This window comes from Leptogranulimonas caecicola, from assembly GCF_023168405.1.
GTDB classification, from domain to species: Bacteria; Actinomycetota; Coriobacteriia; order Coriobacteriales; family Atopobiaceae; genus Leptogranulimonas; species Leptogranulimonas caecicola.
The window spans coordinates 1,627,736-1,646,954 of the sequence record NZ_AP025285.1 but is presented as its reverse complement, the minus strand read 5'-3'; the positions used below and the strand labels follow the sequence as shown (position 1 = coordinate 1,646,954).

Below are 19,219 nucleotides of genomic sequence, written 5' to 3'. Positions count from 1 at the left end.
TCCATGAAACGTCAGGAAGCGCTACTGGAAGACGGTGTGCTCTTTCATACCAAAAAGGGAAAACCGCAACCGTGCCCCCGCGCTCTAGCTCCTTTGGCAGACACCCATGGGCACCTTACAGTGTTCCGCGAGCAAAACCCCGCCTGCGCCATTGCGCGCGCAGCTCTTGCAGGCCTGCATCTTTTAGTAGTGCCGGCAGATCCCACCGAGGATGCGCCTCAGGCGGCAGCGTTTCTCGGCCAGATGGAACAGTGGATCCAAGAAGCTCGCCTGAGGTTGGATGAAGCAGCGGCTACGGGTATTGAGACGCCGCAGTTTAAGGGTTATTCGGATCTTCCGGCGTTGGTGGACAATGTCCAGGTGGTCGCAGGCGTGCATCCCTACGGGGCCGCTCTTTACTCTTCCCAGGTAGAGGAACAAATGGAGGTGATGCTTGCCGATCCTCGATGCACAGGCGTTGGTGAGATTGGCTTGGATTACACCTGTAAGGTGGATCCCGTGTTTCAGCAAGAGGTCTTTCGCCGGCAGCTGGCTATGGCTTGCGAGCGCGATCTTCCCTGTGAGCTACACATTCGTGATGCAAAAGACGATGAGGCGGCTCTGGCCCATCAAGATGCGCTGAGGGTGCTAGACGAGGTGGGGATGCCTTCGGCAGGGGTGGATTTGCACTGCTTTACCAGTAACGTCTCAGTAATGGAGCCCTTCGTGGAGCGCGGATGCTATGTGGCTTTTGGCGGTGCGCTTACCTTTAAGAACACCCAGGATATCCGCGATGCTGCAATGGCCTGTCCTGCAAATAGGCTGCTTTCAGAGACAGATTCGCCCTATATGGCGCCGGTGCCGCTGCGCGGGTGCGAGTGCGAGCCCGCTATGGTGGCCCTTACCGCTCGTGCCCTGGCTGATTTGCGTGCCGAATGCGGCTTGGCTGTGCCTCAAGAAACCTATGAGCAGCTGTGGGCCAACGCCTGTGAGCTCTTTGCGCCTTTGAGCTTGCTACACTAAGAGCGTCTTCTTCCTCGCCTCGTTTGGGGAGGCGATTCTATGGGCCTCTGGCGTCAGGTGGCCCAGGCTGCAGAGGAGTTGCTGTGGCCCACAGGATGCATAGCCTGCGATCAGCCGGGCACGTTGCTGTGCGATCAGTGTCAACAGCAGCTGGCCTGGGTGACTCAGCGATGGGCGTGTCCGGTATGTGGCGCGCCCTATGGGTGGTTGGCATGCACCGAGTGTGACAGGTCCTGGGAGTCTGCCGGGTGCGTGAGCGCCTTTTCCTACAAAGGTCCTGCAGCAGCTCTGGTCACAGGTTATAAGGATGGGCATGAGAGGCGGCTGGCGCCCGTGTTGGCCTCGGCTTTGGCTTGTGCGTTGGATGAGGCATCGCTTTGCCCTGGCCATCCACTCCCGTCGCTGGCAGAGTTTGACGGCGTCACTTTCATACCGTCGACCGCAGAAGCCTATCGGCGACGTGGCTTTGACCCCATAGAAGAGGTGTCGCGCTCCCTAGCCACCATCGTTGACGTGCCTTGGGTAGACACGCTCTTTCATGGGCCCACTCAAGATCAACGCACCTTAGGCAGAGAAGATCGTGCCGCCAATGTCGCCTTTAGTTTTTCAACGGCAGCTTCTGTGGAGGGTGCGACGTTGCTGCTGGTAGATGATGTGATTACTACAGGTGCTTCAGTGCGGGAGGCCACCAGGGCGCTTCTTTGCCGAGGGGCAGACAAGGTATGGGTGGCTTCGGTGGCGAGGACTTGGTAGGTGCAAGTTTGATGTTTGGGAAAGGAGAGTTCCATGGGTAAGTCCCTTGAGTCCCCATATCGTATTTAGGACATTCAATCTAAATAATCTGAAAACAGCTATGAAGCTGGTACTATGTCAAATGCCTGTGCCGGGTCTGTGGTTGCGGAGCGTCTTCCGGCGCTCTTAGTCCATGGCAGACGAGGCCCAAAGGATCCACGTAAGCCGCGGCGTACGCGTCGCGACGATCACGGCTCGTCCTAGAAGTAAGCCGTACCCTCCGTCAACCAACTTTGGAGGCCAAAGCCTCCTCGGGGGAGAGGGTGAGTAGTGTAAGTGCTGCGGCACCCAAGCGAAATCTCCAGTACGCGAGTGTGGGGGCGAAGACCAGGTCAGCCGGTGCAGGTACTAGTGACAATTCTCTGGGAAGGCTCCCCTATGAAGCTCTGGGCTCGACTCTCAATGCTTTGCGTGAGCGCGCTCGCATGTCTTGTAATGCTCGCTGGCTGCTCCTCAACTGGTTCGGTCGAGGAGGCACGCTCTTCTCGGCAGGGGCAGGTGGCTCCTGTGGTGGAGGCACCCACCATTCATCAAGACGGGGTGCTTAAAGTCGCCATTCTTACCAATGCGGGCACTCCTGAGGTAATGCAGGATGCGCAGGGGACCTACTGGGGCTTGGATGTGGACGTGGCCTCGGCGCTGGCTCAGCAGCTGGGGCTTGCCGTGGAGCTGGTGCCGGCGGACTCCGTGAAGGCGGCGCTCACCACCGATGCCGATGTGATATTAGGTGTGACCTCGTCAGATGCAGATACGCTTACCGTGGTGTCCGCCTATATGGAGGAGGCTTGCGGCCTGTTTGGGCGCAGGCAGGAGGGCGATATTGCCAGCGTGGATGAGCTGGCGGGCTCAACCATTGGCGTGGTGTCGGGCACCGAGGCAGAAGGTCTAGTGGCAGGAGCTGGGCTTGGGGCCACTATCACCTCCTATCCAGATATTGATGCCGCTTTTGAGGCGCTGGCAGAGGGCGCCATAGATTATGTGGCCTGCCCTGCCACGGAGGGTGCCTACCTCACCTTTGAATACGCAGGTACTGAGTTTGCAGGTACTCTGACCATGCCGGTCACTGTGGGGGCTGGAGTGTTCTCCTCTAATGCCAAGCTTGTCGAGGCTGTGCAAAAAGCGCTGGACTCCATAAGCAGCAACGGCGTGCTTGCCATCCTGCGCTCCCGTTGGATGGGCGATTTGCCGCATCTTTCAGACGCCACTCTGGTAGAAGGTGTGGCGCTGGATTCTCAAGAGTCGGCAGACGAGGCGGCTGCAGAGGCTGGCCCAGAGGGTTCCGAGGTCCAGGACGGCGCTCCTGTGGAGGCTGGCGATCTGGCGTCGGGTGAGGGCCAAGCGGCAGCTCCTGAGGTAGAGGGGCCCCAAGAAGATCAGGGTCGCTCCGAGAGCAGCGCGTCCATGGTGCGGGGAGATCTTAACGGTTCCTACAACCTCAAGGCTGGGGCCAACGCCGTCACTGCACTTATCTAGGGCGCGGGCTTCTCGGCAAGGAGAGATTCATAAGTGTCGATGAAATGGCGGTCCAAAGCCTGAGGGCGCACAAGGCGCGTCTGAGGGCTTGAAGGATGCCGTCGGTGGGATGCAGCTGATTCTTTCTTGAACCTTTTGTTTCAAACCGATTCAATGGATGCATAGGGTATGAGCTAGATAAGGGCTTGCGCCTCTGGGCGTGCCACTCTTGGGCGCAAAGGTCGCAAGCCGAGGTAATCGAGAAGGGACCACTATGGACATCACCGTAACTGGCCGTAAGATCCAGGTCACCGATGCGCTGCGCGAAAACGTCGAGCAAAAGATTGGCGACGCTCTGCGCGTGTTTGACATTTCGCCCATGACCGCAGACGTGGTGCTGCGCGTCGAGCATTATAAGAACAGTCCTGAAGGCGATATCTGCGAGGTCACTGTGCGCGTGCGCGGCTCGGTCATCCGCGTGTCCTGCGCCAAGGATGACATGTATGCCGCTATCGACGAGGCCGCTCACATGCTCACCCGCCGCATGCGCAAGTTCAAGACTCGCGTGGTGGATCGCCGCCAGCGCGCTTCCAAGTCCATGGGCGGCGAGACCATCCAGGAGGACACGCAGCTTGAGGCCCAGGTGCTCGCAGACGAGGACGACGAGGCCCTGGTGCGCGAGAAGTTCATCGAGTACACCAAGCTTACAGAGGAAGACGCGCTGGTGCAGGCAGACCTGCTGGGCCACGACTTCTTCGTCTTCCGCGACATGGTCACAGACAACGTCCATGTGATCTACCACCGCAAGAACGGCGGCTACGGCATCCTGAAGCCCGATTCCGAGCGGCGTTAATGCTCATACATGGCCCTCGGGCGAGCGGCTTACGTGTGTAAATGATCAAGAGCGGCAGGGATTCTTTGGAGTTCCTGCTGCTCTTGGCGTCTGCGGGCTGCAGCAAAGATGAGGGTTTGGGGCGAGGTGGGCTATAATCAACTATCTATGTCTTAAGGAACGGAGATGGATAGTGTCAGAGTCCACACCTGATATGCGCGAGGCGTCTTTGGATTCCCAGAAGGCCTCGCAGGTAGAGGGCGGAGCTCCGGGGGCAGAGGCTGCCAAGGCTTCGTCGTCAGAAACTGCACCCCTGGACCCCCGTGCCCAAAAGGAGCAAGCCAAAGCTGAGGCCCGCGCCAAAAAAGAGGCTGCCCGTCTGGCCAAACGTCAGGCCAAAGAGGCGGCTCAGGCAGCAAAAGACATGAAGGACGCCAATGCAGCTGCGGCAGAGGAACGTCGTCGCGAGCATGTGCGCGCCTTCAGGGCCAGCCGCACTCACATCCACATTATCGTCGACTCCTGCGGCGACTTTGACCCCGACGTGGCAGAGGCCCTAGGCGTCGAGGTAATAGGTTTTCCCTATGTGATCGACGGCCAAGAGCATATCGACGATCTCTTCCAGGAAATCTCGGCCCACGAGTTTTACGATGCCATGCGTCATGGCGCCCACCCCACCACCAGCGCGGTGACCCCTGGCCGCTACTACGAGATCTTCAAAGCCGCTGCCGAGAAGGGCAAACCCACCATTTACCTGGCGTTTACCGAGGCTCTGTCCTCCTCGGTCAATGCCGCTCGCGAGGCTGCCAAGATGGTGCGCGAGGAGTATCCAGGTTTCGAGATTTACGTCATCGACAACCTGTGCCCCTCGGGTGCGGCCCAGCTTTTGGCAATCGAGGCAGTGCATCAGGCCAACCAGGGAGCCAGCGTGGAAGACCTGGTGGCCTGGATCGAAGAGGCGCGCCACTACGTCCACGGCTACTTCACCCTAGAAAACTTCGATGCGCTGGCTCGCGGCGGACGCATTCCGGCCTCAGCAGCCAGCCTGGGCGGTAAGCTCGACATCAAGCCCGAGCTCTACTATGACCCCTCGGGTGCCTTGGGGTTCAAACGCATGTGCCGCGGGCGCAAGAAGGCCTTGCGCGCCATCGTGGAAGACTTTCGCACCATGAGCGACGGCGAGCGCTCCATGCCCATTGGCATCATCACCGCCGACGCCGAGAAAGACGGCGACTGGCTGGAAGCCCTTCTCCGCCGTGAACCCGGCTGCGAGGACATCCCCATCGTGCGCAGCTCGGTGTCGCCGGTCATTGGCAGCCACGTAGGTCCCGGCATGGTGGCCCTGGTCTTTTGGGGCAAGGACCGCCGCGAATCTTCCAGCCTGTCGTCGCGCATCGCCTCCAAGGTCACCTCGCGCCACAACTCCTAGTACCTAGCGCACAACCTCTGCGCGAGGGCTTCTTTGCACGCGGCTGCGAGCCAAGCCTTAGGGATCTGCGACCCAAGGCCCAAGAAAGGAACGCTATGACAATCACCCATATTGGCTTTGTGGGCACCGGCATCATGGGCACGCCCATCGTGGGCCACCTGCTGGATGCGGGCTACACCGTCTCGGTCTACAATCGCACCCCCGAGCACGCTCAGGCAGCGCTCGACAAGGGGGCTGCCTGGGCAGAGAGCCTGCCGCAGCTGTGCCAGGGCGCCCAGGTGGTTTTCACCTGCGTGACACTGCCAGAGGACGTGGAGAGCGTCTATATGGATCGCGAAGGCCTGCTCAAGAGCGCCGAGCCGGGCACCTACCTCATAGACCTCACCACCCAGTCTCCTGAGCTGGCTCGTCAGCTCCACGAACTGGGCGAGACCTTCGACCTGCATGTGTTTGATTGCCCGGTCACCGGAGGCCAGGCGGGTGCCGAGAAGGGCTCTCTCACCCTCATCGCCGGCGCCACCCAGCAGGAACTGGCCCCCATCCAGGAGGTGCTGGACTGCTTTTCTGCCAAGACGCTCTGCTTTGATGCGGCAGGCGCCGGTCAGGCCGCGAAGCTTTGCAACCAGGTCTCGCTGGCGGGCTGCATGCTGGGCATGGCTGAGGCCCTGGCCCTGGCAGAGGTGTCCCATCTGGACTCTTCCAAGCTCTTGGAGCTTGTGGCTTCTGGCACTGGCAACTCCTATGCTATGGACCAGCTGGCCCCCAAGGCGCTCGCAGGCGATTGGGCCCCGGGTTTCAAGGTAGCGCACTTCATCAAAGATCTCACCTTGGCAAACGATGCCGCCACAGACTCTGATCTGCCGTTGCCCGGCGCCGAGACCGCTCGTCTACTCTACGACATGTTGGCCCGCATGGGCGGCGCCACCATGGGCACCCAGGCGCTGGAGCTCATCTATGCCAGTGCCCAAGACGCCCAGGAGGCCGGCTTGAACCCGGCGCTCGCCCAAGACCCCGACGCCCAGGGCTTTGACGAGGGCGAGGACGGCTGCGGTTGCGGCCACCATCACGACCATGAGCACGGCGAAGGCTGCTGCGGCGGCCACGGCCAAGGACATGGCGGCGGCTGCTGCCATCACAACTAGGGGAGACCCATGGCAGCAGATGACGGATTTGCCATCACCGTTGCAAGCCTCCTTATCGCCGTCTTTGGCGTGGTGCTGGGCTTTGAGGCGGGCAACCGCGTGGGCGAGACCATCCCGGATTCCAAAACCTTTTGGAAGGACAACGCCATCGCCTATGTGCTGGGCATTGTGGTCTCGGCCTTTATCTGGGCCGCTGGCTGGGTGGTGCTCTCCTTTGGCACCATCGGAGCCCTAGGCGGCGCCATTGCCGGTCTGCGCATGGGCTACGGGCAATCCACGGGCCCCTGGGCGTCGCTGGACCGCTTCTTGCAAAGGCGCAAGTCCAAGGCAGCCACCCGAGGTGCCGAGAAGCCCACGCCTTCCCGTCCAGGAGGCTCGTCCTCCTCGGCATCGGCGTCTCAAGGTGCTGCGGCAGCGGCCCATCCCAAGCCTAAGAAGGTGGCCGCTGCCGGTACTGGCTGGGCCAAGCGCAAGCCAGAAGATGAGCCGGAGTCAGACGAGCCACAGCTTATCTCGGTGGCAGATCCAGGTCGCCAGGCAGACCGCCGGGGCAAAAGTTCCTAGGCACTCTGCCACACCCCGCGCTATCAGCGAGTTTCGAGCCCGGAACTCTCATTTCTAGGTACCTATGCGCCTATGGGGGCGAGGAGGGAGTACTACATGAGCGACACAAACCCTGAGGTCACGCCTATGTCTGATCTGAGCGATGACGAGCTTGTCCAGGCCGCCTTCGACCACATCCGCGAGAAGGACGCAGAGGCCGGCGTGGTGGCTTCCTTTGTGACTCCCGCCAACGTGGTTGAGGTGGCTCAAGCCATGGCGAGCGATCCGGCAGAGGCTGAGGCCTTGGCCAACCAAGCGCTGGAGGATGCCCTGGCAGACGAGGAAGGGCCCAAGCAGCCCGAGCCCACCTTGGACCTCTTGCTGGAGGGGCTGAGCGAGGCCTCCCGCCGCACCCGCCAAAACACGGCCCACGAGATCGCAGAGATCGCCAAGGTGCGGCCCCAGATGCTTTTGGACAAGGTAGACGTGCTGGTAGATGCGGTGGGTCGCCCCGAGGCCCAGACCCGCTGGGAGGTTTTGAACGCCCTCACCGCCATCGCCACGCTGGATCCGGCAGCCTGCACCGGCGCCATCGACGCCGCAGAGACCGCTCTCTTTGACGAGGGCTCCTCCATGGTGCGCCTGGCCGGGTTCCGCCTGCTCATCGCCGAGGGTCTCTCCACGCCCGAGCTCGCCAGCCAGGTATGGCCCCTGCTCGACGAGGCCATCCAGTGCTACCACGGCGACCCCGAGTACCGCAACATGCTCACCGCCCTCGTCGAGTTTGCTGCAGGCCCCGCGCCCCAAGACGTGCGCGAGGCGCTGGCCAGCCGCGTCGCCTTTGACTCCGAGAAGTCCACGCTGCCCTACATCCGCGCCTTCTCCAAAGACATCGTCGAAGCCTGTCAGGCCCCCCGCAACTAGTTGCTCGTTTTTCTCGGCAGCGAGAGGGGCAAAGCGCAAAGTTCCAGCTTTGCCCCATCACCATTTTGCCGAGAAGCCCACACCATCGCCATCAGCAAGAGAGAAGGCCTCATGACCCACACTGTGACGCTCATCCCCGGAGACGGCATCGGCCCAGAGATCTGCGCTGCCATGCAGCGCGTTGTGGCGGCAACGGGGGTGAAGATTGACTGGCGTGAGGCTCAGGCAGGCGCCGGCACCTATGAGCAGTGCGGCACCCCGCTGCCTCAGGAGACGCTGGATGCGGTGGCGGCCACAGGCGTCGCCATCAAGGGACCTACGGCAACGCCGGTGGGATCGGGCTTTCGCTCCATCAACGTGGCCCTGCGTCGCGCGTTCGATCTCTACTCCTGTGTGCGTCCCTGCTTGTCCATGCCCGGCGACGGCTCGCGCTACACAGACGTCGACCTGGTGGTGGTGCGCGAGAACACCGAGGACCTCTACGCCGGCATCGAGTTCGACCAGGGCTCTGCGCAGGCGCGCCACATCATCGAGGCCATAGACCAGGCGCAGCCGGGGGCCATTCGTCCAGACTCGGCCATCTCCATCAAGCCCATCTCTGTCTCGGGATCCGAGCGCATCGTGCGCTACGCCTTCGAGTATGCAAGGGCTCAGGGGCGCCGCAAGGTGTGTGCCGTGCATAAGGCCAACATCATGAAGGCCACCGACGGCCTCTTTATGCATACCGCCCAGCGCGTGGCCAAAGACTATCCAGAGATCGAGTTCGAGACTCGCATCATCGACGCCTGCTGCATGGGCCTGGTGGTAAACCCCGCAGACTTCGACGTGCTGGTGCTGCCCAACCTCTACGGCGACATTGTGAGCGATCTCTGCGCTGGTCTGGTAGGCGGCTTGGGCCTTGCGCCCGGGGCAAACATCGGCCGCGACTGCGCCATCTTCGAGGCTACGCATGGCTCGGCACCAGACATCGCTGGCCAGGATATCGCCAACCCCACGGCTCTCATTCTTTCGGCAGCCATGATGTTGGATCATCTGGGCGAGAAGGCCGCCGGCGACGATGTGCGCCAGGCTGTCCGCTCGGTGTTGGCCCAAGGCGCCTGCGTCACCGCCGACATCCGCCGCAACCTTACTGGCAGCGCTCAAGGAGCCGCCGGCTGCACAGCCTATGGCGATGCGGTGGCAGAGGCCGTGGCCCAAAAGCCCTGGCAGAGCGCCTAAGTATCCCGGCAGGCGCCCGCGGCCCCAAAGCCTGGGGTGTCTACGATTCGAGCCGTTGCGCGATCTGCGATGCGGCTCTGCTCGGGCGCCTCAGAATCTTGAGTGTGAGGCAAATCCAACAAAATCCTTACGGTATATTGATACTTATCAGTATGATCGCAGCTATTCACAGAAAACATGAAAGTATAGACTGGATGGCTGCAGCGTACTTCGTGACTAAAGAAGGCGTGCAGCCTTTGGCTTAAACCCTCATGCGTCTTCCTGGGGCGTCAGGGGCGCAGCTTCTAACACGAAGCTGCCAAAGTGCCAAGATTTTAGACAGAAAGGGATAAGAGTTTTATGGCAACCGAGAAGAACGACAACCTGGAGACCCAAGAGTCTGCCCCCAAGGCAGCCCATAAGGCCCAGGCTCCCAAGCCTGCAGGCTCCAAGCCTGACAAGACCCCTGCAAAGCCCAAGTTCACTCTGGTGCAGACGGTGGTTATCGCCGTTATCGCAGTGGTGGTGGGCCTGCTGGTGGGCAAGTTCGCCCTGGGCGGCACTCCCGGTTTGGTGTCTGGCAAAACCACGCTGCAAGAGAGCGAGCTGGACAGCGCAGTGGGCTCTTATACCTACAAGGGCGCAACCAAGACCATCACTGCGCGCCAGGCGTTGGACCAGTCCTCTGGCGTGGACAAGGCCAAGCAGGATGACGGCTCCTACCGCATGCCTTCTGCAGACGAGGTGCTCTCCTGCGCCCGCAACTCCATCCTGGAGGATGCGGTGGCTGCCGAGGGCATCCAAGTAAGCGATGAAGACATGGCTACCTATGCCAAGGACACCCTGGGCACCGACGACTACGCTACTATCGCCCAGAACTACGGCATGACCGAGGACCAGGTCAAAGAGACCGTGCGTGCCTCTGCGGGCACTAAGCAGCTCTACGACAAGGTGGTGGGCTCTGATGCCGGCACCGCGCCTACCGCTCCCACCGAGCCTGCCGACGGCAACGCCGACGCCGCCACCGCCGATTATGGCGCCTACATCGTGAATCTGCTGGGCGACGAGTGGGATGCCGACAAGGGCACCTGGGCCCGTGAGGATGGCCCCTATTATGCGGCCCTGAAGGACGAGTCCTTCTCGGCAGATTCTGCCACCTACAACCAGGCGCAGAACGCCTATTACGTAGCCTATCAGCAGTACTCCCAGGTAGCCTCCGCCGCCAACACCACCTGGACCAACTACGTCAACGGTCTGCTCTCCCAAGCCAACCTCACCATTGGCGAGCTGGTTTCCTAGCGGCTTATGCGTGTTGTAGTAAGTGATTGCATGCTTGGCGCTCCTTGTCGCTACGACGGGGGCGCCAAGCCTTCTTGGGCGGTGCAACACTTGTGTGAGGCGCCGGGTGTGGAGGTGTGCCCCGTCTGTCCGGAGACCCTGGGCGGGCTTGCCAGCCCCAGACCTCCGGCGGAGATCCGAGGCGATAGGGTGGTGTTGGCCACCGGCGACGACGTCACCAACGCTTTTGAGGCCGGGGCCCAGGCAGCGCTCGATGCCGCTCGCAGCTCTGGAGCGACATTGTGCGTGCTCAAGTCCAAAAGTCCCAGCTGCGGCACTTTGCACGTTTATGATGGAAGCTTCACAGGAACGCTTCGCGCCGGCGCGGGCATTGCGGCCCACCTGCTGGCTAAGGAGGGATTTTGCGTGGTTGATGAGCACACTGTCGAGTCTTGCCACCCCACTATGGAGCATCCCGTCGCCCTGTGTCTGGGCACGGGTTTGGGCTCTTTGGCCCAAGCAGTCACCCCTGTCCGCCGAATCGCCTACGAAGACATCCCCGGCTTCCCCTTGGGCGCCCGCCCGGTTAGCGGCCACTCCTTCGAGGTCACCGTTGGTACGCTCGAGGGCGTCCCTGTGGTGGTCTATCCCGGCCGAGTCCATCTGTACCAGGGCTACTCGGTCTCCCAGGTCACCTCGCTGGTGCGCCATGCCCATCACCTGGGCTGCAAAGACATTATCTTTGCCTGTGCCACCGGCGCCATCGAAGGCCAGGCGCCTTTGGGACTTGGTTTAATTACCGATCAACTCAACCTCACTGGGCAGAACCCGCTGGTAGGCGAGGACAACCTCCGCGGCTTGGACACCCCCTTTGTGGACATGAGCGACGCCTATACTCCCTACCTGCGCGAGATCTGCAAGGGCGTGGCGGCCGACCTCTCCATCCAGCTCTCTGAGGGTGTCTTGGCAGGCATCTGTGGTCCCAGCTTCGAAAGCCCCGCCGAGGCCCGCGCCATGGCTGCCTGCGGCGCTTCTTACACTGCCATGTCTGTGGTCAACGAGGTGGTTCTCGCCCACGGTCTGGGCATGAACGTGCTGGGACTCACCCTCTCTGCCAACCAGGCCGGCGCCTCCGGCGTCACCCACGAGACCGTGCTCTCCTACGCCGCTAACCATGCTACAGACTTCGAGGCCCTTATCCGCGGCGTCCTTGCCAAGCTCTAGGCTGCTTGTCGGGTCCCGGCGCTCTCCGGCGTTTCCTGCTGCCAGGGGCTACTGGCTCGTTATTAGCGCCTTTGTGGCATGAGTTGGGGCGTCAGGTTCGCTATTGGGACACCAGATTCGTTATTAGAAGGGGTAGGTGCACTGGGGTTTTACAAAACCCCAGTGCACCTAAACCCACTTATAACGAGAACCTCTCAAGTAGACATGCGGTGGGGCTTCTCGAACAGCGCTCTCGTAAAGCGGGGGTTACCAGTTCAATATAGGTAGCGGCGCTATAAAGTGCGGATGACTTGATGGACTTGCATGAGACCAAGTGAGAACTTATAGTATGAGATCGCGCCAGTTTAGCTCAGTTGGTAGAGCACCGCTCTCGTAAAGCGGGGGTCACCAGTTCAAGTCTGGTAACTGGCTCCAGTGAATATCGCAGGCCAGAGCTACTATGTATCTCTGGCCTGTATTTATTTATCGAATGAATAACGGCTTGGCGTATCAGACCATATCAGACGGAATTTGCAATCTATTGCGGTGTAGATATCGAGGTCATCGGCTATATGGTCGGTGGCCTTTTTGCGTTGTGGGTTAACTGTGAGCCAAAAGGGGCGTCAAATTGAACGAGAGCTATGCGGCTCCTCCCCAACCAGCTTGCCTACAAGCTCTCAAAGCAAGTGGCACTATGCTCAGAAGGCTAGTGAGCAGTGGGGCGACACAAAACCCCATTGCCGACACCAGCCTTATTACGAGAATCACCCTCCTGCTGGCTCCAAATGCTTGCTCATAAGCCTTCTTGGCAAGTCCAAGCGAGTTCGCAATCTGCATTCCCGCCGTCAGCAGACCCTCCATCGGCTTTCCGCCATCGAGGAGGATCAACCTGTTTCGCTGGACCATGTGGACAAAACCGTCGAGGCCATTCTTGACAACCGAATCGCATCGCGCGCACTCGCTCTTCAGGGACTCGATCAGGACAAGCTCACGGCCGCCGCCAAACCCGACTCCCTGGCCAACCTCGCCGACGATCGCCACTGATTTATGCCTAGTAAGGTCTTGAACAACGGCATACTATCTATCTAATGGTTAATGGTTAAAGCAAGTGTGAGGAATCCTGATGGGTCTATATATCTGCGAATTCGAAATCACTCCGCCTGAAGACGCGACTCAGATGTGGGGTGTGTGGCCTTTCGGGCTTCCTGGGGCCACTGAAGGAGCCTCCTTTGATGATGCTGTTGCCATGGCTGCTGATTGGCTGCTCTTGACAGTTGAGGCAGCCCATGAAGACGGAAGGGTGCTGCCTCGGCAAACACTGGGTCAAAAGCCTAGGCATGGTGGGCGAGTGGTTGCGGTGGCTGTGGAAGACGACGCTCAGCCAGACGAAGTGACACTCTCTGAGGCCGCGATAATCATGGCTTTGAGCGAAGATCGAATACAACATTACTGGAAAGAAGGGACTCTCAATGGTCGTGTGGTGGAGGGTAAAACCTACATCGATCGTCAGTCTCTCAACGTGCTAATGGATATGTTCGAAGCTGAGGAATCTTAATGGCTGATCACCCCATCACCCTTGAGGTCTGCTGCGGTTCTTTCGCCGACGCCCTCGCCGCCCACGCCGGTGGCGCCTCTCGCATCGAGCTCAACTCCGCGCTACCCCTAGGCGGCCTCACTCCCTCCGAGGCCTCCGTCAAGCTCGTGCGCCAGCACACAAACCTCGAGGTAGTGGCCATGGCCCGACCCTGCGCTGGCGGCTTTTGCTACACCGACGCCCAGTGGACTCAGCTCCTCGCTGAAATCTCTTCCCTTCTAGCCGCCGGCGCCCACGGAATCGCCTTTGGCTGCCTCACGCCCACTGGCACCATCGACGTCGCCCGAACACGCGAGGCCGTCCATCTCATCCACCAAGCTCACGCCACCGCAGTCTTCCATCGTGCCTTCGATCTCACCCCGAATGCCGATAAGGCCATCAACCAGTTGGTGTCACTCGGCGTTGATCGACTGCTCACCAGTGGCCAGGCTCCCACAGCTCTCGAGGGAGCTCCTCTTATCGCGCATCTTCAATCTACCTGGGGAGATCGCATAGAGATCCTTCCCGGTTCCGGCATTCGTCCCTCCAATGCCGCCCAGCTTCTCGCTACCACCGGAGTCTCCCAGCTCCACTCTTCGTGCTCTGGTGTTATCCCTGTTCCTGCTGCTGCAACAGCTGCTCATGGGGTGGACTTCTCGGTACCTGGCCATGAGCCAGATGAAGTGTCACGTGTTGATCCAACCGTTGTGAGAGCGTTGGTGGAGTGTTTAAAGTCCCTTTCATAACTCAGTCCCCTCATATCTATGGATCCGGATGGTAAACTGAGCAAATAATCAAACGGAATACCATTCAGAGGGTGATAGTCCATGGGTGGGGATCACGTCATTGAGTCATTGTCAGATCAGGCTAAAGCGCTGTGGGCAAAGACTGGATCGGGAGAAGACCGGCTGTCTTGGGAGCCTCTCTACGTGCATCTTTTTGATAGTGCCGAGGTATCCAGGCTAGTGTGGCGGGATTATTTGTCTGAGAGCGTCAAAACTACCATCGCCAATTCTTTAGGGCTCACAAAACAAGATGCTCAGTGCGTAGTAGCGTGGATAGTTTCAAATCATGATATTGGTAAAGCAACGCCTGCCTTTCAAAACAATAGGTATCTAAGAGACTTATGGGAAAGAGATTTGAATGCAGGTTTCCCCGCGATAACGCCAGTGGATCGGCCGCCTCATGCCTTCTTGGGGCAAGTGCTATTTGGAGAGTGGCTCGAAAGTCAACAGGGATATCCCAATGGCAATCAGACTATTGCTTCGATCATTGGTGGCCATCACGGCATATATCCCAGCACAAAGGATTTGAAAGACATTCATACCTTTGAGTCTGAGGTGTTGGGCACAGGGCTTTGGCGTGCTACTCAAGAAGAGCTGTTAAATGCGACATTTGAAGCATATCTTGGCCCTGAAGTGGCAAAAAAGCTCTTTGCGACTTCTGTATCCCCTGCTATAGAGGTGCTGCTCACCGCAATAGAAATCATGGCTGACTGGGTCGCTTCCAACACGGAGCTCTTCCCGTTGGTTCAATCAGTGAATTCTTTAGGAGAGTTGCAGCAACGTGCAGCAGAGGCCTGGCAATATCTTGGGCTTCCTAAAGCCATTGAGTTTGCCGAGGAAGACCTTGCTCCCAACACGCTTTTTCATCGCAGATTCCCATCGCTTCCTGCAGGGGCCAAGCTCAACTCAGTACAGCTCGCTACTATAACCGCAGCTACAGCAATGGATGCACCTGGCCTCATGATCATTGAGGCACCCATGGGCTGTGGTAAGACAGAAGCCTCACTCCTAGGCGCCGAGATCCTCGCCCACAAGTTTGGCCAAAGCGGCATTGCCTATCTTTTGCCTACCCAAGCAACCTCAAATGCCATGTTCGACCGCGTCGAATCCTGGCTAGACGATTTGCTTCACGATCAATGTCCCGAAGGACCCCAGGATCTGCATCTACTTCACAGCAAAGCCGCGCTGGATGAAAGCTTCCGCGCGCTTCCCAAATGGAAGCCCGGAACCATGGGAGATCAAACATCAAATAACAAACCCACCGAGGAGATGCTCGTTGCGCACCAGTGGTTTGGCGGGCGCAAACGCGGTTTAGCGCTCCCCGCACATGCGGGGATGATCCCCCTGGCATAACGAAGGTGCAAAAAGCCGAGGAGTGCTCCCCGCACATGCAGGGATGATCCGCTCTACTATGACGTATACAGCCAAGAAGAACGGTGCTCCCCGCACATGCGGGAATGCTCTTGAAAAGCGATCTTTACCTCCTCGGATCCTATCCCAAGGGCAAAGACCGCTGCTTAAGTATATCCAATTATTCCCTTTTATTTCTTATTTTAGCGAAACACTTCTCAAATTCAGCGATACATGTTGCGATGAGTTCGAACAAACTCCTTGCTTAAGGGCCGGATAGGTCGGTCTTTAAGAAAGGATATTCTAATCGTATGGTCCATGGATATAAAGAATTACCAGGAAATGAGGGACTCCATTAGGTGCGCTTCATTATGGAAGGAATGAGTGCATGATTGAAATTGTAGAGCGCTTCTTAACTTCGGTAGCCGCTTTCTTTGTGTCCATAATGATCTGGAATGCCTAGAAGAAAAGAAAGGGCGGTCATTATGAGTGACATTCCATGCTGTGCTAGGAGAAGCCTGTAAGGATGGCTGCTTCATTGAGGAGCTACCCAATAAAGCCTAAATAAAAGGTGTTCGCCTGCCTCGGAGCCTGTCCCAGGGGCGAACACCTTCGAACTCACTATATCGCAAAGGCGGATGGATAAGTAAAACACAAGCTAACAAGACCAAGAGGGTTTATTAAGGTCGACACGAGTATTAAGAAGGTTGAGGAACCGGCCTGCATGCTTGAGTGCGTGGCTAATGGTGACGCTGAAGGCTGTAATTTGCTGCGGGGAGTTGGTCTTGGTGGCGATTTATACCTTGGCGGCGATTTATACTAATGAATACATGAGAATCCTCATGAGCGAATCGGTGTTCCCTGAAACGCGGGGATGATCCCATCTTGTAGTACTGATGATGGTGTTCCCTACTGAGGTAGGGATTTAGATGAGGGATTGGCGCCGAGTTGAGATGGTGGGGTTTCTCGGCAAGAGATAAGAAGGCTCCCGAGGCATGAGGTGCATCGGGAGCCTGGATGTGCGTCTGAGACGTGTGAGGGGTGGAAGTTAGGCAGTGAGATCCAGAAGCTGGGCCTTCTGGTTTTTGCCGAGGCCGCCGACGCGGCGGTTCTCGGGAATGCCGGCGACTTCCATGAGGGACTGGCAGCGAACCTTGCCCACGCCGGGGAGTGCCATGAGGAGGCGCTTAACCTTGGTGCGCTTGGCAACGTCGTCGTCGCGGTCGAAGACCTCGGCGAGGGAGAGCGTGCCGGCGGCTACGGCATCGAGCATTTCCTTGCGAGCACGGCGAACTTCGGCAGCTTTTGCGAGGGCTGCCTGTCTTTGCTCCGGAGTGAGATTGAGTTGAGGGTTAGTGTCAGCCATATGTTCTCCTTGGTCTATAGGACCTGCAATCACCTGCATGCACCTCATCCTAGCGCCTTTGATGCAAAAAATGGGGACTATTTCGCAAATAAACGCCCAACGTTGCGAAAATGAAATGAAAAGGCCACGTGATAGTAGGTTTTCTATAACGCGATTATTGCATAAACCGTGCAAGATGTTTAGTGAACAATACCGACGTGGAGTCTAGGTTCCATGCTTATTAAGGGTCGGTGGTTGACGGTCTGAGTATATTAAGTCTCTCGATATACTCGGGATTGCTGTGAACGAAGACACGATAAATCGGAGCGGCTATTCGCTTTGAAAACCATAGTTCTTATACCATAGTTCTTATACATTGCTAGAGGTGATTTTGTGCTCGCAAGGCTGAAAAAGACATTGCGGACTCCTGGGGCGGCCAAGCTTATGCTGGTGGCCTGCGCGCTTATCTGGGGATCTTCCATGTTCATGATGAAGGACGCCACCGAGTCGCTGCCGGTGTTTTGGCTGCTCATGCTTCGATTTGGCATTGCGGCGGTGCTGACGATGACAGCGTTTTGGAAGCAGGTGCGGGCGCATTTGGATAGGCGCACGGTGGGCGTTGGCCTATGGCTGGGCGTGCTGGAATGGGGCGGCTACGCCGTGCAGACGGTGGGGCTCACCATGACGACGCCGGGCAAGGCTTCCTTTATCACCGGCAGCTACTGCGTGATGGTGCCCTTCATCGCCTGGGTGCTGGGCATGGGAAAGCCCCATCGTTACGATCTGGTGGCCGCAGTGATGTGCTCTGGTGGGCTTGCGCTGGTGGCATTGGACCAGGGACTGCCCATCAACCCCGGCGACCTGCTGACGGTGTTTTGCGCGCTTCTGTATGCGCTGCAGCTGGTAGAGGTGTCGCGCCGCGGCGCAGAGCTGGACGTGTGGGCACTTACAGCCTGGCAGTTTGTGTTCATGACCGTGGCTTCTGGAGCGATCGCGCTGTTTGAGCCGGTACCTGCCGCCAATGTGTGGACTCCCGAGCTGTTTGGCTCTCTGGCGTACTTTGGCGTGATGTGCTCGTTTGTGTGCCTGACGATGATGAATTACGCGTTTACGCGCGTTCCACCGGCTGAGGGGTCGCTGCTAGCCTCGCTGGAGTCGCCTTTTGGGGTGTTCTTCTCGGTATTGGCGGGTCATGAAGTGTTGAACGGTCGCGTAGTGAGCGGCTTTGTGCTGATTTTTATGGCCGTGCTGGTGAGCAACGGCTGGGTGTGGCTGCGCGACAAAGTGCGGGCTGCGCGCGCGGCGCGAGAGGCGGAATGATAAGGCCGCAGGCCGGGCGGCTGCGGTGAAAGTCCTGAAAAATAAGGGTGCTACAGCGCTGACGAGGGTGTTGCGGCGCTGATGGGGACGGGGTGCCCGGAAGGTGGGGATGGGGCATCCAGAAGACAGGGACGAGGCCTCGGAGGATAGGGACGAGCCCTCCGAAGATAGGGACGAGCCCTCGGAAGATAGGGTGTTGGCGCCCTCTGGAAAGCTACTACGTTAGTTACAAAAAAGGTTGCTAACGTAGTAAGAATTTAGAGTATGGATGGCCCTGGATGCTTTGGTGTCCGGGACCGTTTTTCTACTAGAGCTGGAGTTGGGCGAAGGAGGAGACCTCTTCTTGGGCGGCGGAGGTGTCTTGGACTAGCTCGGAGGCCTTCATGGCGATGGTGTAGATGCCAGCGGCTTGAGCTGCGGCGATGCCGGTGGGGGAGTCTTCGACCACAATGGTATGGGCGGCGTCGGTGTGAGCCAGGCGCAGAGCGGTTTGGTAGGGGACGGGGGAAGGCTTGTAGTAGCCGTCCACCATGTCGCCTGCCACGACGACGTCAAGAAGGCTTAGAAGATCGAGGCGCTCCAAGGCAAAGAGGAGGTTGGCGGCAACGGTGGTGGAGACCACACCGAGGGTGATGCCACGGCGGTGGAGGTCTTCGAGGAGCTGGCGGGCGCCGTCCATGAGCTGGAGGTCCATGGATCGGTAGATGACCGAGGCGTCCTTGCGGACGGCCAGGTAGTCATCGAAGGTGAGATCGGGGCGGCCGTAGGAGGCAAAGAGATCGTTCACTACAGAGATGCCCTCGGAACCGATGATGCGCTGGGCGTCTTGAGGGGCGACGTCGAGGCCAAAGTGGCGGTAGACCTCGTAGTCGAGGTCGAGGCCAAAGGTCTCGGTCTCGGCGAGAGTGCCGTCGAAGTCGAACAGGACGCATTGAAGCTGAGCGGGGCGCTGGTCTGGGCGCTGTGTGAATTGTTGGGCTGGGCTGGCTGGGCTCATGGGGTCTCCGCGAGGTCTGGGGCCGTAAGAGGGGCCGATGGACTCTTGGTCCAGA

18 protein-coding genes and 1 tRNA gene are annotated in these 19,219 nt (G+C 59.0%); 17 read left to right on the top strand and 2 right to left on the bottom strand.

Annotated features, from left to right (window positions below; genetic code table 11):
• Window positions 1-3: 3 nt before the first annotated feature.
• The 16 genes from OR601_RS07215 to OR601_RS07140 all read left to right on the top strand — a co-directional run bounded on the left by OR601_RS07215 (window position 4) and on the right by OR601_RS07140 (window position 15,505).
• Window positions 4-1,002 carry a TatD family hydrolase gene (locus tag OR601_RS07215; protein WP_265591534.1) on the top strand — a complete coding sequence of 333 codons (999 nt, stop codon included), beginning with the start codon at window positions 4-6 and terminating at the stop codon, window positions 1,000-1,002.
• 39 nt (window positions 1,003-1,041) lie between these two features.
• Window positions 1,042-1,755, top strand: coding sequence for a ComF family protein (locus OR601_RS07210; protein ID WP_265591533.1), 714 nt, complete (start codon window positions 1,042-1,044; stop codon window positions 1,753-1,755).
• Window positions 1,756-2,172: 417 nt separating this feature from the next.
• The gene (locus OR601_RS07205) at window positions 2,173-3,267 is read left to right on the top strand and encodes a substrate-binding periplasmic protein (RefSeq protein WP_265591532.1); all 1,095 of its coding nucleotides are present in this window, start codon (window positions 2,173-2,175) and stop codon (window positions 3,265-3,267) included.
• 253 nt (window positions 3,268-3,520) lie between these two features.
• A complete protein-coding gene (hpf, locus tag OR601_RS07200) occupies window positions 3,521-4,099 on the top strand; it encodes a ribosome hibernation-promoting factor, HPF/YfiA family (RefSeq protein WP_265591531.1) in 579 nt (192 codons plus the stop codon).
• A gap of 172 nt (window positions 4,100-4,271) precedes the next feature.
• The gene (locus tag OR601_RS07195) at window positions 4,272-5,507 is read left to right on the top strand and encodes a DegV family protein (protein ID WP_323373074.1); all 1,236 of its coding nucleotides are present in this window, start codon (window positions 4,272-4,274) and stop codon (window positions 5,505-5,507) included.
• 95 nt (window positions 5,508-5,602) lie between these two features.
• Complete coding sequence (locus OR601_RS07190; RefSeq protein ID WP_265591530.1) at window positions 5,603-6,649, top strand: NAD(P)-dependent oxidoreductase; 1,047 nt, start codon at window positions 5,603-5,605, stop codon at window positions 6,647-6,649.
• A gap of 9 nt (window positions 6,650-6,658) precedes the next feature.
• A complete protein-coding gene (locus OR601_RS07185; RefSeq protein ID WP_265591529.1) occupies window positions 6,659-7,213 on the top strand; it encodes a hypothetical protein in 555 nt (184 codons plus the stop codon).
• Between the two features lie 96 nt (window positions 7,214-7,309).
• A complete protein-coding gene (locus tag OR601_RS07180) occupies window positions 7,310-8,116 on the top strand; it encodes a hypothetical protein (protein WP_265591528.1) in 807 nt (268 codons plus the stop codon).
• A gap of 111 nt (window positions 8,117-8,227) precedes the next feature.
• Entirely contained in the window at window positions 8,228-9,334 is a 1,107-nt protein-coding gene (locus tag OR601_RS07175) for an isocitrate/isopropylmalate dehydrogenase family protein (RefSeq protein WP_265591527.1), read from the top strand.
• A 339-nt stretch (window positions 9,335-9,673) separates the two neighbouring features.
• Window positions 9,674-10,612: a SurA N-terminal domain-containing protein gene (locus tag OR601_RS07170; RefSeq protein WP_265591526.1), complete on the top strand. Its 939-nt coding sequence runs from the start codon at window positions 9,674-9,676 to the stop codon at window positions 10,610-10,612.
• 6 nt (window positions 10,613-10,618) lie between these two features.
• Window positions 10,619-11,815, top strand: a complete 1,197-nt coding sequence (locus OR601_RS07165) for a purine-nucleoside phosphorylase (protein WP_265591525.1) — start codon at window positions 10,619-10,621, stop codon at window positions 11,813-11,815.
• Between the two features lie 338 nt (window positions 11,816-12,153).
• A tRNA-Thr gene (locus OR601_RS07160) sits at window positions 12,154-12,229 on the top strand.
• 354 nt (window positions 12,230-12,583) lie between these two features.
• Window positions 12,584-12,838 (top strand): hypothetical protein, encoded by a 255-nt coding sequence (locus OR601_RS07155; RefSeq protein WP_265591524.1) that lies wholly within the window; start codon window positions 12,584-12,586, stop codon window positions 12,836-12,838.
• A 79-nt stretch (window positions 12,839-12,917) separates the two neighbouring features.
• A complete protein-coding gene (locus tag OR601_RS07150; RefSeq protein ID WP_265591523.1) occupies window positions 12,918-13,349 on the top strand; it encodes a hypothetical protein in 432 nt (143 codons plus the stop codon).
• Entirely contained in the window at window positions 13,349-14,113 is a 765-nt protein-coding gene (locus OR601_RS07145) for a copper homeostasis protein CutC (protein WP_265591522.1), read from the top strand. The genes OR601_RS07150 and OR601_RS07145 overlap by 1 nt, the downstream gene beginning before the upstream one ends.
• A gap of 81 nt (window positions 14,114-14,194) precedes the next feature.
• Entirely contained in the window at window positions 14,195-15,505 is a 1,311-nt protein-coding gene (locus OR601_RS07140; RefSeq protein ID WP_265591521.1) for a CRISPR-associated endonuclease Cas3'', read from the top strand.
• Between the two features lie 1,045 nt (window positions 15,506-16,550).
• Here OR601_RS07140 and mihF read toward each other — a convergent pair.
• On the bottom strand, window positions 16,551-16,868 hold the full coding sequence (gene mihF, locus OR601_RS07135; protein WP_265591520.1) for an integration host factor, actinobacterial type: 318 nt from the start codon (window positions 16,866-16,868) through the stop codon (window positions 16,551-16,553).
• A 372-nt stretch (window positions 16,869-17,240) separates the two neighbouring features.
• On the opposite strand from mihF, the gene OR601_RS07130 reads away from it, so the two are divergent.
• Window positions 17,241-18,167, top strand: a complete 927-nt coding sequence (locus OR601_RS07130) for a DMT family transporter (RefSeq protein WP_265591519.1) — start codon at window positions 17,241-17,243, stop codon at window positions 18,165-18,167.
• A 307-nt stretch (window positions 18,168-18,474) separates the two neighbouring features.
• Here the strand turns inward: OR601_RS07130 and OR601_RS07125 are convergent, their stop codons facing one another.
• Window positions 18,475-19,164: an HAD family hydrolase gene (locus OR601_RS07125; RefSeq protein ID WP_265591518.1), complete on the bottom strand. Its 690-nt coding sequence runs from the start codon at window positions 19,162-19,164 to the stop codon at window positions 18,475-18,477.
• Window positions 19,165-19,219 lie beyond the last annotated feature (55 nt).